The sequence below is a fragment of the Microbacterium sp. F2 genome, assembly GCF_052274505.1.
GTDB lineage: Bacteria > Actinomycetota > Actinomycetes > Actinomycetales > Microbacteriaceae > Microbacterium.
In genome coordinates, this window is the sequence record NZ_JBNVBV010000012.1 from 12,047 (window position 1) to 27,232 (window position 15,186).

The following is a 15,186-nucleotide window of genomic DNA, read 5'->3' on the forward strand; positions in this document are numbered from 1 at the left end:
GGTGTCAGGCGTCGCCCTACGGTAGGGGCATGACCGATGTCACGCGCCGCAGCCGCACCCGCACTCGGCGCGTCGTGGGATTCGCGGTACTGCTCATGGTGATCGCAGCGGGACTGTGCGTTCACCTCTTCCTGCCCGACACGGCAGCCACCGACATTGCCGGGGACGCGCTCTACGCGGTTGCCGTGTATGCCTTCCTTACCGCGATCATGCCCGGGCGACATCCGCTCCTCGTCGGTGCTGTCACGCTCGCGTGGTGTGTCGGTATCGAGCTGTTCCAGCTCACCGGCGTCCCCCTGGCGGCGGGCAACGCGTTCCCTCCGGCGATGCTCGTCCTCGGCACCGTCTTCGACCCGCGGGATCTCGTCGTTTACGCGACTGCAACCCTCGTGCTGACAGCCGCGGATACTGCTCTTTCGCGGGGTAGGGCCAAAGGCACCTGACGCGTTTCGCCCGCGGCGGGATACGGTTGTCTGAATCTGGGGCAAGGTGATCGAGGTGTGGGAGCGTCTGCGGGTGACGGGAGTCGCCGAGATCTGGTGGCGCGCCGTCACCGACGGCTCCTTCTACAACCGATGGAGCGCGTTCCTCTCTTTCGTGCTCGCTGCCATCGTGGGTGTGCCGACGGTCAACAGTGCGTCGGTGACGGGATACCTGCAGGCCATGGTGGTCGGTGTGCTTGGGTGGATCGTGCTGGCGATTCTCGTCCTGCCGGCGGCGGTCGCAGAACGCCGTTGGCGCTCACGACCTGCCCGCGGGGCTGCCGTCCTGACGACGCTGCTGGTGATCTGCATCATCCGAACACCGCTGAACGACCTGCTATCGCGGTGGCTGTGGGACGTCGCTACGGCTGGCGTCTTCCTCCCGCGTGTGGTCACGAACATCGTTGCCGGGATTGCGCTGTTCTCGCTCGTCAGCATCACGCTCTCGGAATACGCCCGCCGGCGAGCGATCAACGCGCGCCTGGAACGAGCGCTGGCGCCGATGCGTGCCAGCCTCGAGAGGGCGCGCGCTCAGGCCGACGAGGTTGGAGAGGTGCTCGCCGCGACGGTGCGCAGACTCCAGGCATCCCGCAACGTGCTGCTGGCTCGCCCCGTCGACTTCGACAGCGTGCGCGCCTACGCCCAAGAGGTGCGGCGCGAGAGTCACCTGCTCGAGGCGCGCGCTGATGCAACGGATGCCTCGGCTCCGGTGCCTGGTCCGGTGACGGCATCCGCCCTGCGGCCCCGCACGATCTCGGAGCGACTGGCAAACCCGCCGCTCCTGATGGTTGGGGCGGTCTATGCGGTGGCAACTCTTCCGTTCTCGATCATGCAGGGCGGCCTCAGCGTCGGGATTCTCGGGGTGATGGGTCTGTTGGCGATCGACCTGGCCGCGGGCTTCGTTGGCCGCCGGTTGCTTCCGCGACCCGGCGGGCGCTGGCGGCCCGTGCTGTTCCTGCTCCTCTGGGTACTGGCGGGCTGTGCTGTCGCCGTGCTGTCGGTGACGCTGTTGTCCGACATCGGCCTGGTGGCGTACGTCGGCATCGTTGCCGTGCCGGGTCTTGCCATCTCGGTGTCCGTCTGTACTGACGCCTTGCGCGAGGCGCGCCTCGCGGCGGCGATGTCGCAGGACCTGCTCGCGGGTGCGGCGCGAGACGCGGCACGCGAGAGCGCTCGGGCATCGGATCCGTTGCGCCATGCGGTCGGCATCCTGCATGGCGGCGTGCAAGGTCAGTGCGTCATCCTTGCCGCACAGGCCGATGAGCGACAGCCCACCGTGGGTGAGGTCGCCCAGTTCCGTGCGCGAACGGATGCCGCCTTCTATCGAGTGCAAGGGCCGGTCAACGAGCGAGACGTCGAGCGCGGATCGCTGCACGGTCCCCTCGGTTCCCTCGGTCGCGTCATCTCAGCGTGGCGAGCGGTCCTCGACATCGCCTACACGGTCTCGGCCACTGCCGCTACGGCGCTGGGTGATCAGGAGACCGATGAGCTGGCCGCCGAGGCGGTCACTGAAGCCTTCGTCAACGCGGTCAAGCACTCGGGAGCGCGGGAGGCCACCGTTTCGCTTGCCGTTCCGAGCGATGATCGCCTGGTTGTCACGGTCGCATCGCCGGGAACCCTTCCGTCTGCCGAGCGACGAGCATCCGGGATCGGAACCCGCCGACCGAACACGCGAATCCTGCAGTCAGGGGCCGATGTCGTCTTTGAAACCGTCTTGCCCGTGGTTTCCGATCCGGACGCGCCGTCGTCGCCGGTAGCCCGCGCTGCCAGTTTCTAGGTGCAGCCGGCGACCCGCTAGCCCCCGAGCGGGGGACATTGTGTAACAATGTTCCGGTGTCCGGAGTGATCGCCGTGTTGCTTGCCGCGCTGTGTTTCGCGACGACGGGAACGGCGCAGGCGCTCGCCGATGTCGATGCATCGCCGCTCTCGGTCGGCGCCGCCCGCATTCTCATCGGTGGGGGGATTCTCGGTGCGATCGCGCTGGCTGCCCGCCCACGGATGCCGCGCACAGCGCCGTCGGCTGTTGCTGCCGCCCGCCGCGCACCGGCGTGGGTCATCGTGGCGGTCGGGGCCACGGGCGTCCTTGCTTATCAGCCGACGTTCTTCGCCGGTACCCGCCTCAACGGGGTGGCCGTCGGTACGGTCATCGCCTTGGGGTCCGCCCCGATCGTGACGGGAATCCTCGACGCCCTCATTCGTCGACGGATGCCGAACGTGCGGTGGGGTGTTGCCACGGCCATCGCGCTGGTCGGTGTCGTGCTCGTATCTGGCGTGGTGGGCGGAGCCGGCGCGGCGGGGGTAGGACCACTCGGCATCCTTGCCTCGCTTGCCGCGGGAGCCTCGTACGCACTCTATGCGCTGGCCAGCAAGCTGCTGATGGATCGCGGCTGGAGCTTCCAGGCCGCGATGGGCACGGTCTTCGGGGTGGCAGCGATCGTGAGCCTGCCGATTCTGCTGGCAAGTTCGCCCGCGTGGCTGCTGACACCCGCGGGCCTTGCGCTCGCGCTCTGGCTCGGTGTTGTGACCACGGCGATCGCGTACCTGCTGTTCGGGTGGGGCCTGCGGCGACTCGCTCCGACCACGGTTGCCACGCTCACCCTCGCGGAGCCGCTGGGGGCGACGCTCCTCGGGGTGTGGGTGCTTCACGAGCAGCTCACCGTAGCATCGGCGATCGGGCTTGTCGTGCTCGCCGCGGGACTCGTGGTGCTCTCACTGCCAGGAGCACGGAAGGAGAAGACGGATGTCTCCGCGCCGGCGTGAGAGCGACCCGGGACCAACCCAGGCCGCCGCCCTCGCCGAGACGTTGCGCGCCAGCATCCTGTCGGGCGACCTGGGCCTAGACGCACCGCTGCGAGAGGAGCACGTGGCAGAGCGGTACGGTGCGTCCCGGCACACGGTGCGCGCTGCGCTGCAGACGCTTGCGGCCGAACGTCTCGTGACGATCGAGCCCTATCGCGGAGCACGCGTCGCAAACCTCGACAATGATGCGGTCGAAGCGCTCCAAGAGTTGCGGGGCGCGCTCGAGGCAGAAGCGGTGCGGCAGCTCAGTGCCACGCATGGCGCGTCATGGCCGGAGGCGGTAACTCGTCCCGTGACGGAGGCCATCGACCGGCTCGCGCTGGCGGAGGCATCGGGCGACTGGCTGGCGACGACTCGCGCCCATGCCGAGGTGCACCGGCTGATCGTCGAGGCAGCCGACAGTCCGCGGATCGCACAAGCGCATCGCCAGCTCGAGTCCGAGATCCTGTTGCTCCTGACCCACGTCAGACCCGACTATCCGGCCGGCTCGCTCGCGCGAGAGCACGCTGCTTATCTCGCCGAGGTGCAGCGCGCGGGAGGAGAGGCGGTGCGGGCGCATCTGGCGCACTCGGCCGACCTCATCCGTGCGGTTCCGACCGCTGCGACGGCAAGTTCGTCGACGGGCAGCGGCGACGGCAAGGTCACTGGACCCCGCGGTGGGCGCAGTGCCGCGACCAGGTCGGCCCGGCCAGTCGCCGCCGACACGAGCTCCGTGGTGAGCTGATCGAACGATGCGGTCATCAGTGTCCGCCCTCGAGGTCGCCCAGGAAGCGGCGAAGCAGGTCGAGTCCCTCGGGCCACGGACCATGCCCGCTCAGGACGTTGATGTGTCCCGCGTCGCCGATATCGATCTGGCGCGCACCCCATCGCCGGCAGATGTCGGGGGAGCGGTCGGCGGAGCAGTAGGGGTCAGTGGTACTGGTCACCGCCATCGTCGGAATCGGCAGGGGAGCAAGGGTCGCGGTGGCAGTCGCGAAGCTCAACACCGCGGTCGGGAACGAGGGCGCGTCCGGATCCGGCGGAGCGACGAGAAAGACACCGCGCACGCGTTCGGGGGAGTGTGCCGCGAACGCCACTGCGCTGAGACATCCCAGACTGTGGGCAACGAGGACCGCCGGCCCACCGGCTGACTGCACGCCTGTGGCGATGGCGCGGTCCCAGTCGTCGAAGTCTGGTTCGTCCCAGGATGCCGGAGCGCTGCGCACCCATGCCGGATGCTGCGCTTGCCAGATCGACTGCCAGTGGCCGGCTGATGAACCGCCGAGACCCGGGACCACGACGACCGAGGCATCCTGCATCGCTCTCCTCTTTCGTGATGGCTGGCACCCATTCAACCGATCAGGTAGCCCGGCGAGAAGAGCCAATATGCGCCCGCTGGCCCTGCCCGCGAGATGCAGGGTCAGCGGGCGTAGCGCTCGACGAACGTGCGCAGCATGCGGCTCGGATGCAGCACCTCGCGCTCCCGGACTGCCGCGAGCGGAACGTGCACCTCGGTCGGTGCGAAGTACCCGTAATCGGTGTAGGCGTGGATGCGGGAGGTGATGCCGTTCACGTCGAGCTCGGGATGGAACTGCGTCGCGTAGATGTTTTCGCGCACCCGGAACATCTGCACGGGGCACGAGGCGGATGACGCCAGCAACGTCGCCGACGAGGGCAGCGAACGCATGGCTTCCTTGTGTCCGACGAAGGCATCGAACCGCGGCGGGATGCCCGCCAGCAGGGGGTCGGCTCTTCCGGCATCCGTGAGTGACACCTCGACGACACCGACCGGCTCGCCGTAGGTGCGGTCGATGACGGCACCCTGGTGAGCCCCGACCGTGCCAACGCCGTAGCAGGCCCCCAGGAAAGGGAAGTCCCGTGCGACGACCTGGTCGAGAAGTGCGTCGAACTCTGCCTCGACGCGCCGCTGCACGGCGGACTTCTGCTCGATCGGATCCGAGGCGTTGAACGGTCCGCCGCCGACGAAGATGCCGGACAGCTCATCGAGGTCGAGCTCGGGCATCGGGCCTGCTTCAAGCCGCACCCGTCGCAGCTCGGACTCCGCGAGACCGGTGTAGCGCAGGAAAAGCTCGTACTCTTCATCGGCCGGGCCGTCCTCGGCGCGGGTCGCCAGCAGGATGAACGGCTTCATCCGCTCAGCTTAAGCGCCGCAAAGCCGCGTTGATCCTGCAATCGGCACGCTCTGCTCTCGTGCCGGGCCTGATTCGTGACGAGTGTGTAAACCTCGTATGGCGATCGGTGGATGAAGATGATTCACCTCGCCGGACTCGATATCGTCGTGACGTGCCCGACACACAGAACTCCGACGCGACCCTGCGTCCCACGCACCCGCTCGCTCTCGCTCCCGTCATCGCACCGCCCGCGTCGGTAGACGGATTCGTCAAGCAGTTCCTCGCGAACCTGAACTTCGATCAGGGCGTTTCGCTGTCGGCATCCGATGCCAATGACCAGTACCTGGCGCTCGCTGGCACGGTGCGCGACTACCTCATGGCCCGCTGGCTCGAGGACCAGACACGACAGCGCGAGCAGCAGGCTAAGACCGTCTGCTACCTCTCCGCGGAGTACCTGTTGGGCAAGCAGCTCGACAACAATCTGCTGGCGGCTCGCCTCGGCGAGATCGCGACGGAAGCGCTCGCGCAGTGCGGTATCTCGATGGACGACATGCGCGAGGTCGAGGTCGAACCGGGGCTGGGTAACGGTGGTCTCGGGCGCCTGGCTGCCTGCTTCATCGATTCGCTCGCAACGATGAGCGTGCCGACGATCGGGTACGGCATCCGTTACGAGTACGGCATCTTCCGGCAGACCTTCGTCAACGGCGAACAGGTCGAGCAGCCGGATGCCTGGCTGCGCATGGGTTCGCCGTGGGAGTTCCCGCACCCCGAGGCGGCGCAGACGATCTCGTTCGGCGGTCGCACCGAGACCTACGACGACAACGGTGTGACGCGCACGCGCTGGATTCCGGACTGGAACGTGCTCGCGGTGCCGTACAACATGATGGTTCCCGGCTACCACAACGGTCGCGTCAACACGCTCCGTCTGTGGCGCGCGGTTGCGACGAACGCCTTTGACCTGCGCATCTTCAACTCCGGTGATTACGAAGAGTCGGTGCGCGCCCAGACCTTCGCCGAGAACATCTCCAAGGTGCTCTACCCCGAGGACTCGACGCCCCAGGGCAAGGAGCTTCGCCTGCAGCAGCAGTACTTCTTCGTTGCGGCATCCATCAACGATTTCCTCGACAACGTGCTGCTCGAGGGCTTCGACCTGAACAACCTGCCTGACCGCGTGATCTTCCAGCTGAACGACACGCACCCGGTCATCGCCGTGCCCGAGCTCATGCGCGTGCTGGTGGATGAGCGCGGCATGGAGTGGGGGGACGCGTGGGCGATCACGCAGAAGTGCTTCGCTTACACCTGCCACACGCTGCTGCCCGAGGCCCTCGAAGTGTGGTCGGTTGACCTGCTCGGGAGGCTGCTGCCGCGACACCTCGAGATCATCTACCGCATCAACGACGAGTTCCTCGAAGAGGTGCGCGAGAGGTTCGGTGACGACATGATGCGCATTCGCAACATGTCGATCATCGGTGAGCACCCGTATCGCTCCGTGCGGATGGCCTACCTCGCCACCGTCGCGGGAGCGAAGGTCAACGGTGTCGCCGAACTCCACTCGCAACTGCTTCGCGACAAGGTGCTGCACGAGTTCGCCGAAATGTACCCCGACAAGTTCACGAACGTCACGAACGGGGTCACGCCGCGGCGCTTCATCCGTCTCGCGAACCCGTCGCTCGCGAGCCTCATCACCGAAGCGCTCGGTGCCGGCTGGACCGTCGACCTCGAGCGATTGCGCGGGCTCGAGGCGCTCGCCGAGGACCCCGAGTTCCGCGAGCGGTTCGCTGCCGTCAAGGCAGCTAACAAGCGGCGCCTGAGCGACGTGCTGCAGCGCCGGGACGGCGTCACCATCGATGACACGCACCTGCTGGATGTCATGGTCAAGCGCCTCCACGAATACAAGCGCCAGACCCTCAAGGTGCTGCACATCGTCACCGAGTACGAGCGCATCATCTCGGGCACGGTCGCGGCCGCCGACATCCAGCCCCGCACCTTCATCTTCGGGGCGAAGGCTGCTCCGGGATACGCGATGGCCAAGCGCATCATCCACCTCATCAACTCCGTCGCGTCGGTCGTGAACAACGACCCGCGGGTTGAGGGGCGCCTGAAGGTGGTCTTCCCGCCGAACTACAACGTCACGCTCGCCGAGAGCATCATTCCGGCCGCCGACCTGTCGGAGCAGATCTCGCTCGCCGGCAAGGAAGCATCGGGCACCGGCAACATGAAGCTGGCCCTCAACGGTGCGCTGACGATCGGCACTGACGACGGCGCCAACGTCGAGATCCGCCAGCTCGTCGGCGACGACAACTTCTTCCTCTTCGGCATGACCGAGCCCGAGGTCGAGGCGCTGTGGGCGAAGGGCTACAAGCCGGCCGACTTCTACCAGGCCGACCCGCAGCTGCGGGCCGCCATGGACCTCATCGCCTCCGGCGCATTCTCGGGTGGCGACCGCACCGTCTTCGAACCGGTCGTCTCAAACCTCCTTTATGACGACCGCTTCATGGTGCTCGCCGACTACGCCTCGTACATCGAGGCGCAGTCCCGCGTCGACCTCGTGTATGCGGACCAGGATGCCTGGACCCGCTCGGCGATCCTCAACATCGCCCGCTGCGGATTCTTCTCCTCCGACCGCTCGATGCGCGACTACCTCGACCGCATCTGGCACGCGCGTCCGTTGCTCTAGAAGGTCACCACCCCCGTCGCGTCAGTCGTGTGGCCAGGCGCTCAGCGCATCGTCGATCAGGGTGACCGTGCGTTTGGACACCGGCGCGAGGAGTTCGGCCACCGGCGTCCGGTTCTTTGCTCCCCGGGGCGCTGAGAAGCGCCAGGTGCCGACCACGGCGCCGTCGACGAGGACTGCCGGGCGGAAGACGCCGTTCTTGCCGGGGACAAGAGCGTCGAACATCGCGTCCGAGGCCACGAGCGACCTGTCGGCATAGCCGAGGATCCACTCGTCGAACGCGGGAACGAGTGTCACCGTCTCAACAGAGTCGGGCCAGCGCGAGCCTGATGACGTCGATGTCTCAGCGTCCAGATACACGGGCTTCTCACCCAGCTGTGCCAGCTCGATTCCGTCGACGGATGCCGCAGCGGCGCGCAGGCCCGTCTTGGGGAGCTTCGTCCACCAGGCCAGGTCGTCGAGGGTGACCGGCCCCCGCGCGGCCACATAGCCCGCGACAATACGGCTGAGTGCGGCATCCGTGTCGGTCTCGCGTGGGGTCGCGCTGAGGGTGAGGAACTGCTCAGATCCGTCGGGCGTGAACGCGCCCCAGTGCGCCAACCCGCTGATGCACAGGTGGACGAGGAGGTGGTAGCCGCGCCCGCTGTCGGTCGAGATCCCGGCATCTTCCCACGTCGCGAGGATGTCGGCACGCCGCAGTGGAACGGTCTCGAGCGCCGCGACGGCGACCTCGTGCGCGCGGTCGATCGTGGCGTCATCCAGCTCGAGTTGCTCGCGGCGGCGCGCCATCGACTGCAGCGTTCTGGTACCGGTCAGGGCGAGGAGCGAAGCCAAGTGCTCGGGGGTAGTCGCGAACAGCGTGCCGCGCATGGGCCAGGACCGCACCAGCGCCCCGCTGTCGAACGCGGCGCGCACATCATCGACGGTCGTTCCCGGGGCCGACCGCAGGGCGATCGCACGCAGGACTGCCGGAAGATCTTGGCCCTGCAGGGCTACCGCGCGGTCGACCACCTCCCGCGGGGAGCGGGCCGAGCCGCCGAGCAGCTGAGCCCGGTGGCGCAGCCCACGCGCTTGCTCGGGGGAGAGGGATGCCGTCATGTCGATCACCGTAGCGCCACCCACCCCCACGCAGCCGAGACTGCGGTGCCGCTGGCTGACTGCTCTCACACGGAGCGCCCGCGCCAGACTCGATCCAGTTCGCCCGGGGTTTGGATGTCGGACCCCCCTCGTAGTGTCGGGGTATGGATGAGGTTGGCATGGGTGATTCGGGGCTTGGGGCTTCGGATGCTGACGCGTTCCTGCATGAGGGTGATGTGTGTGAGTGGGATGCGGAGGTGGCTGGGTGGGTGCCGCCGCGTCCGGATGCTGTCGCTCTCGTGGCTGAGGCCGCTGATTTGGAGGCGGTGTTTGCTGCGCAACGGTTCGCGCGGGTCGATGATCTCCGCTTGGATGCCCTGGATGATGTCACCCGGTATGGGGGCGGGTCCCGGGAGCTGGTGATGCGGTCCCTCCGGTTGGAGCTGGCGTCGGCTCTGCGGATCACGGAGAACGCCGCGGGCATGATGCTCGCCCGCGCGGAGTCCCTCGTTCACTCCTACCCGACCGTGTTGGACTCCCTCTCCCGTTCGGGCGTGACGGTGCGTCACGCGGAGATCCTGGTCGATGACCTGGACGTGCTGGACCCGGTGGTCGCTGCCCGGTTGGTGGGGCGGGCGTTGGGGCTTGCGGAATCGTTGCCGGTGGGGTCGTTCCGGCGGGCGTTACGCCGCCTGATCGACCGGGAAACCGCCCCCACGCTCACGGAACGTCACCAGGCCGCGGTGCGGGGTCGCCGGATCGTGGTGGAACCGGTCGGGGATTCGATGTCGTGGGTGCACGCGCTGGTCCCGTCGGTGGAGGCCCACGCGATCTTCGGGCGGGTCACGCAGAAAGCGGTGGTGATCCGTGACCACGACCGTGGCACCACCCGCGGCGGCGAACGCGAGGGTGCGGGGGAGCGGAGTCTGGATGAGATTCGGGCTGACGTGTTCTGCGACCTCCTCATCGACGGAACAGTGCCTCAGCACCCGGAGCAGGCGCGGGGGATCCGCGCGACCGTGGTCGTGACCGTCCCTGCCCTGGCTCTGCTGGGTGTTGAGGGGGTGACGGATCCTGCGGAGGTGGAGGGGGTCGGTCCGATCCCGATCGACACCGCCCGGGAGCTGGCTGGTGGCGCGTCGGGGTGGATGCGGGTGCTCACCCACCCCGAAACCGGGGCCGTGGTCTCGGTCGGGCGCACGAGGTATCGGCCACCGCCGGAGCTGGTGAAGCTGGTGAAGTGGCGGGCTGACCGGTGCATGGGCCCGGGATGCTCGAAACCCGCCTCGCAGTGTCAGATCGATCATTCGGTCGCGTGGGCCGACGGCGGCGAAACCTCGGTGACGAACACGGCCCCGTTGTGCCAAGGCCACCACACGGTGAGACACCACGGCGGGTGGGTGATCACCCACCTCGATGATGGGTCGTTGGAGTGGGTATCCCCGCACGGCCGCCGATACGTGGTGCCGCCTGAACGACACTTGCCCACCTTCTACCCCAACGCCGCCTGAACGGGCGGGTCCGGGGACGGGGGCGCCGCCTGAACCCGGCCCGCGGGCGGCAGGTGCGTTATACCGTGGGGGCATGAGTGCGACAGAATCAGCACGCGGCAGCGACGTGGCTCGCCAGATCCTGGTGATCGCGGCCTTCGTCTTCATGATCATCGGCGACGCGGTCGGCCTCGGCGCCTTCGGCGGCACACCGATCCAGGATGCGCAGGGCGGGTCGTTTTCGCCGGATGCCTCGTACCTCACGCCGGCGACCGAGGCATTCGCCATCTGGACGCCGATCTACCTCGGCCTCGCGATCTACGTCATCTGGCAGGCGCTCCCGTCGCAGCGCGCCCGTGACCGTCAGCGCAGCCTCGGCTGGCTCATCGCCCTCACGATGGTGCTCAACGGCCTCTGGCTCGTCACCGTGCAGTTCCTGTCGGTCTGGGCGACCGTGGTGTGCATCATCCTGCTGCTTGCAGCGCTCGTCGTGACCTACCTCCGAGCGGTGCGCACCCAGAGCCGGCAGACGGATGGCTCGACGGCATCCTGATCGACGTCGTTACCGGCTTGCACCTCGGCTGGGTGACCCTTGCCACCGTCGCCAACATTGCCGCGGCGCTCACCGCGACCGTCCCAGCGGACTGGGAGAGCGCAGCATCCGTCGTCGGGGTCATCGTGCTGATTGTGGTTGCTGTCGTCGCGCTGGGCGTTTCGGCCTCGGGAGGGTGGCGCATCGCTCCCGTCGTGTCGATCGCCTGGGGTCTCGGATGGCTCGCCGTCGCCCGTCTGCTCGGTGACCTCATCGACGTCCCGATCGGTATCACGGCGACCATCGTCGCCGTGATCGTTCTCATCGTCCCGATCGTCGGCCGATTCATGCGAGAGCGAACGCTCGCTGACTGACACGCCGAAACCTGGCCGCCCCGGGCGCGAAACAGCGACCTGGCACACTGAACCCCATGACATCGGGTGGCGTCGGACGCGTATCGGTATTGAGTATTGGCGAGGTACGGCTACGGCCACACAACATCGTAGGCAACGGCACTCCCATGCTGTGGTGGACGTTCACATCGCGGCAATGGACGGATCCGCTTCCCGTGAATGTGGTGCTCATTGAGCACGAACAGGGTTGGATCCTGTGGGACACCGGGCAAGCACCCGCGTCCGCTGACTCGCCGAAGGAGTACTTCCCCGGCGGATTCGTCGGTGCGGTCTACGCGCGGCAGGTGGACTCAACCCTCACGCCTGGGCAGGGGCTTGGCGAACAGCTCGAGCTCGCCGGTGTCCCCATCGAACGACTGAGCCTCGCTGCCATCTCGCACCTGCACTATGACCACGCCGGCAACATCGGCGAGCTTGCAGCAGCTGGGATCCCGGTGCTCGTAAGCGAGTCTGAGCATGACGTGCTCACCGGAAAGTCGCCGCACATGCACGGCGTCCTGGCCGAGTACCTGCTCGATGCCGGTGTCCAGTGGCGGCCCGTGACGTTTGCCCCCTCGGAGGATCCCGCGCTCGTCGACTTCGACGGTGCCTACGACATCTTCGGGGACGGCGCGCTGACGCTCCTGCCCACGCCGGGTCACACCGCGGGGTCGATGAGCCTGCTAGTCCGTCGTGGCGAGGGTCGGAATCCGCTGCTGCTGGTCGGGGATGCAACCTACGATCCGAGCCTCATCGAGAAGGCGGTCGTTCCGGACGTCGGCGACCGGAAGCAGCAGCTCGAGACGCTGCGGAAGTTCGCGGCGTTGCGTGAGCGGCTGCCTGGCCTGCAGGTGATCGCCGGTCACGACCCTCGGGCCGCAGAACTCGTCGCCTGAGAGCACGCGCACTCTCACCGAAGCAGCGCGCGCAACTCCGACTCGACGGATGCCGGACGCGACGGGTCGATCGTCGTGCCGTGCTCGTACGCCTCCACGACTCGCGGATCCACATAGCTGCTCCGGGCGATAGCGGGGGTGTTGCCGAGCACGAAGGCGGCATCCCGCATTGCTGCAGCGACAATCCTCGCCCGACGCGACGGCGATTCCACCGGTCCCGCCTTCGCCAGGCTCAACGCTGCAGCCGCAGTGCCGTGCAGCGTCCGAAAGTCTTTGGCCGTGAAGTCTCCGCCCGTGCGGCGGCGGATGTCGGCATTGATCTCCTCCGGATGCAGCGGGTGCACCTCCCCGTCGCCGTCGCGCCACGCCAGCAGCCGCGCCCGTCCGCCGCGGCGCTTCAGCGCCCGCACCACGGCAGCAAGGTCGGGGTCGGTCAGCTCCGACTCCCACGGCTGACCGCTCTTACCGGGAAAGCGCAGTTCGACGCGCTCACCGTCGTGGACGCTCGCGTGCGCGCACAGCAGCGTGCACAGGCCATAGCTGCCGTGGACGTCGGCATAGCACTCCGAACCGACCCGCAGGCTCCCGGTGTCGAGCATCCGGAATGCCGCTGCCAGCACACGGGAGCGCCCCAGTCCGTCCGAACGCAGATCGAGCGTCACCGTGCGCCTGGCGCCCGGGAGCGTTTCGGCGAGCTCCAGCATCCGTTCGAACTTCACCCGATCCTGACGCTCGCGCCAGACCTCGTGATACAGGTATTGGCGCCTGCCCGCGTCGTCGACGCCCGTTGCCTGGATGTGCCCGTGCGGGTGGGGCGAGATCCACACGTCGTTCCACGCGGGCGGAATCGCGAGGGCCGAGATCCGCTCGCGGGTGGCCTCATCGGTGATCGCCGCACCCGATTCATCGAGGTAGGCGAATCCGCGTCCGCGACGCACACGCCGCAAGCCCGGTTCTGTGGTGCGACTGCGGCGGAGGCGGGGCATCCGTTCACGCTACGCCCCGCCCAGACCGTCAGGGTCAGCGACCTCGACGAACCGCCGCTCGGCGTGCGTTCACGATCCCGTACGCGAGGGTGCCGATGATCGCGAGCAGGAACACCGCCGATGCGATCACGTTCGCCTGCGGCGGGATGCCGCGCTGGGCCGCCACGTAGATGTAGACCGGGAAAGTCTGCACCGAGCCCGACGTGAAGTACGTGATGATGAAGTCGTCGAAGCTGAGGCTGAACGACAGCAGCGCCGCGGCGATGATGCCCGGCAGCAGCAGCGGGAACGTGATGCGCCAGAACACCTGCCGGGGGGAGCCGTAGAGGTCTCTCCCGGCCTCCTCGATCGACGGATCGAGCGAGAGTGCGCGGGCCCGCACCGTGACCACGACGAAGCTCAGACAGAACATCGTGTGGGCCAGGATGATCGTGCCGAGACCCTTCGCAACCCCCATCGTCAGGAATTGCGCGGCAAGACCCGCACCGATGACGACCTCGGGGGTTGCCATCGGCAGGAACAGCAGCAGGCTGATCGAGCCGCGGGCCTTGAACTGGTAGCGCACCAGAGCGAGCGCGATCATCGTGCCGAGGGTCGTGGCGATGAGCGTTGCGACAAGCCCGACGAGGATGCTGTTGCCGAACGCGACACAGACTTCGGGTTGATCGCAGACGGTGAGCCAGTTCTCGATCGTGAACCCGTTCCAGGTGATGTTGGTGCGGGTCGTTTCGTTGAACGAGAACAGGAACGTGTAGGCGATCGGGATGAGCAGCACCACGAACGCGGCGATGACGTAGATGCCGAGGATGCGGGACCGAACGGTCCATTGCGTCTTCACAGGAGGTCATCCGTTCCCGTGCGCCGCACGTAGCTGCCGACAATGATCAGGATGACGGCCATCAGCAGGATGCTGAGGGCTGCCGCCTGCGGGTAGTTCACCGTGATGAGGAACTTCGATTGGATGACGTTTCCGATCATCGTGGTCGACGGGCTTCCGAGGAAGGCTTGGCTGGCGTTGACGTAGTCACCGGTTGCCGGGATGAAGGTCAGCAGCGTCCCCGAGACGACGCCCGGGAGCGAGAGGGGGAACGTGACCCGCCAGAACGTCTGCCCCGGTGTTGCGTACAGGTCGGAGCTCGCCTCGAGCAGGCGCGTGTCGAGCCGGTCGAGGGAGGCGAACAGCGGCAGCGTCATGAAGGGGATGAAGTTGTAGGTCAGACCGAAGACGACGGCGAATCCGGTTCCCGTGATGTGATCCTGTGGCCCGAAGATCCCGATCGCCTGCAGAAATCCCACGACCGGTCCTTCGTCGGCGAACAGCGCCTTCCAGGCGAGGGTGCGCAGCAGGAACGAGATGAAGAACGGGGCGATCACCAGCACGAGGAGCAGGTTGCGGATGAGCGGCCTGTCGCGCAGCACCACGCCGATGAAGTAGGCGATGGGGTAGCTGATCAGCAGCGCGAAGAAGGTGGCCAGCAGCGCGTACCAGAACGAGCGCAGGAACTGTGGCCAGTACTCCGCGATCACGTCGACATAGTTCTGCCAGTTGAACGCGTAGTAGAACGCGCCGTACTGGGACGTGTCGTTGACGCCGAACGACGTCATCAACAGCGACACGAACGGGACGACGAAGAACAGGGCGAGGTACGCGAGTCCCGGCAGCAGCAGGGCAAAGGCTACCCAGCTGGCGCGACGCTGTGGCGACGCCTTCTTGGTATCGGCGACAGCCAGCGCCGACATCGCCATG

The 15,186-nt window shown here is 67.3% G+C and carries 15 protein-coding genes; 9 read left to right on the forward strand and 6 right to left on the reverse strand.

Translation table 11 applies throughout. The features are described 5' to 3' along the window. Window positions 1–29: 29 nt before the first annotated feature. Genes ACQVDU_RS14830 through ACQVDU_RS14845 form a run of 4 tightly spaced genes read left to right on the forward strand, consistent with a single transcriptional unit; the run spans window position 30 to window position 4,005 of the window. Window positions 30–443 (forward strand): ribosomal maturation YjgA family protein, encoded by a 414-nt coding sequence (locus tag ACQVDU_RS14830; RefSeq protein WP_300591278.1) that lies wholly within the window; start codon window positions 30–32, stop codon window positions 441–443. Window positions 444–489: 46 nt separating this feature from the next. After that, complete coding sequence (locus ACQVDU_RS14835) at window positions 490–2,259, forward strand: hypothetical protein (protein WP_300591277.1); 1,770 nt, start codon at window positions 490–492, stop codon at window positions 2,257–2,259. A 56-nt stretch (window positions 2,260–2,315) separates the two neighbouring features. Beyond that, entirely contained in the window at window positions 2,316–3,242 is a 927-nt protein-coding gene (locus tag ACQVDU_RS14840; RefSeq protein ID WP_300591276.1) for a DMT family transporter, read from the forward strand. Continuing rightward, window positions 3,223–4,005 carry a GntR family transcriptional regulator gene (locus ACQVDU_RS14845; protein ID WP_300591275.1) on the forward strand — a complete coding sequence of 261 codons (783 nt, stop codon included), beginning with the start codon at window positions 3,223–3,225 and terminating at the stop codon, window positions 4,003–4,005. The genes ACQVDU_RS14840 and ACQVDU_RS14845 overlap by 20 nt, the downstream gene beginning before the upstream one ends. A gap of 16 nt (window positions 4,006–4,021) precedes the next feature. Here ACQVDU_RS14845 and ACQVDU_RS14850 read toward each other — a convergent pair whose 3' ends face one another. Then, window positions 4,022–4,579 (reverse strand): RBBP9/YdeN family alpha/beta hydrolase, encoded by a 558-nt coding sequence (locus ACQVDU_RS14850; protein WP_300591274.1) that lies wholly within the window; start codon window positions 4,577–4,579, stop codon window positions 4,022–4,024. 101 nt (window positions 4,580–4,680) lie between these two features. Continuing rightward, window positions 4,681–5,412 (reverse strand): glutamine amidotransferase, encoded by a 732-nt coding sequence (locus ACQVDU_RS14855; RefSeq protein WP_300591273.1) that lies wholly within the window; start codon window positions 5,410–5,412, stop codon window positions 4,681–4,683. Window positions 5,413–5,564: 152 nt separating this feature from the next. Here ACQVDU_RS14855 and ACQVDU_RS14860 point away from each other — a divergent pair, with 152 nt between their 5' ends. Beyond that, entirely contained in the window at window positions 5,565–8,069 is a 2,505-nt protein-coding gene (locus tag ACQVDU_RS14860; RefSeq protein ID WP_443477525.1) for a glycogen/starch/alpha-glucan phosphorylase, read from the forward strand. A gap of 21 nt (window positions 8,070–8,090) precedes the next feature. Here ACQVDU_RS14860 and ACQVDU_RS14865 read toward each other — a convergent pair whose 3' ends face one another. Continuing rightward, a complete protein-coding gene (locus ACQVDU_RS14865) occupies window positions 8,091–9,164 on the reverse strand; it encodes a winged helix DNA-binding domain-containing protein (RefSeq protein WP_443477526.1) in 1,074 nt (357 codons plus the stop codon). A gap of 143 nt (window positions 9,165–9,307) precedes the next feature. Here ACQVDU_RS14865 and ACQVDU_RS14870 point away from each other — a divergent pair, with 143 nt between their 5' ends. The 4 genes from ACQVDU_RS14870 (at window position 9,308) to ACQVDU_RS14885 (ending at window position 12,453) form a co-directional block, all read left to right on the forward strand. Then, the gene (locus ACQVDU_RS14870) at window positions 9,308–10,654 is read left to right on the forward strand and encodes a DUF222 domain-containing protein (protein WP_443477527.1); all 1,347 of its coding nucleotides are present in this window, start codon (window positions 9,308–9,310) and stop codon (window positions 10,652–10,654) included. A gap of 73 nt (window positions 10,655–10,727) precedes the next feature. Next, window positions 10,728–11,186 carry a tryptophan-rich sensory protein gene (locus ACQVDU_RS14875; protein WP_443477528.1) on the forward strand — a complete coding sequence of 153 codons (459 nt, stop codon included), beginning with the start codon at window positions 10,728–10,730 and terminating at the stop codon, window positions 11,184–11,186. A gap of 32 nt (window positions 11,187–11,218) precedes the next feature. Next, a complete protein-coding gene (locus tag ACQVDU_RS14880) occupies window positions 11,219–11,539 on the forward strand; it encodes a hypothetical protein (RefSeq protein WP_443477529.1) in 321 nt (106 codons plus the stop codon). 56 nt (window positions 11,540–11,595) lie between these two features. Then, entirely contained in the window at window positions 11,596–12,453 is an 858-nt protein-coding gene (locus tag ACQVDU_RS14885; RefSeq protein WP_443477530.1) for an N-acyl homoserine lactonase family protein, read from the forward strand. Window positions 12,454–12,467: 14 nt separating this feature from the next. Here ACQVDU_RS14885 and ACQVDU_RS14890 read toward each other — a convergent pair whose 3' ends face one another. The 3 genes from ACQVDU_RS14890 to ACQVDU_RS14900 are packed head-to-tail and all read right to left on the reverse strand — an operon-like array spanning window position 12,468 to window position 15,185. Continuing rightward, window positions 12,468–13,439, reverse strand: coding sequence for a DNA topoisomerase IB (locus ACQVDU_RS14890; protein WP_443477531.1), 972 nt, complete (start codon window positions 13,437–13,439; stop codon window positions 12,468–12,470). A 34-nt stretch (window positions 13,440–13,473) separates the two neighbouring features. After that, on the reverse strand, window positions 13,474–14,277 hold the full coding sequence (locus ACQVDU_RS14895; RefSeq protein ID WP_443477532.1) for an ABC transporter permease: 804 nt from the start codon (window positions 14,275–14,277) through the stop codon (window positions 13,474–13,476). Further along, complete coding sequence (locus tag ACQVDU_RS14900) at window positions 14,274–15,185, reverse strand: ABC transporter permease (protein WP_443477533.1); 912 nt, start codon at window positions 15,183–15,185, stop codon at window positions 14,274–14,276. Before ACQVDU_RS14900 ends, ACQVDU_RS14895 begins: the two co-directional genes overlap by 4 nt. Between the last annotated feature and the right edge of the window lies 1 nt (window position 15,186).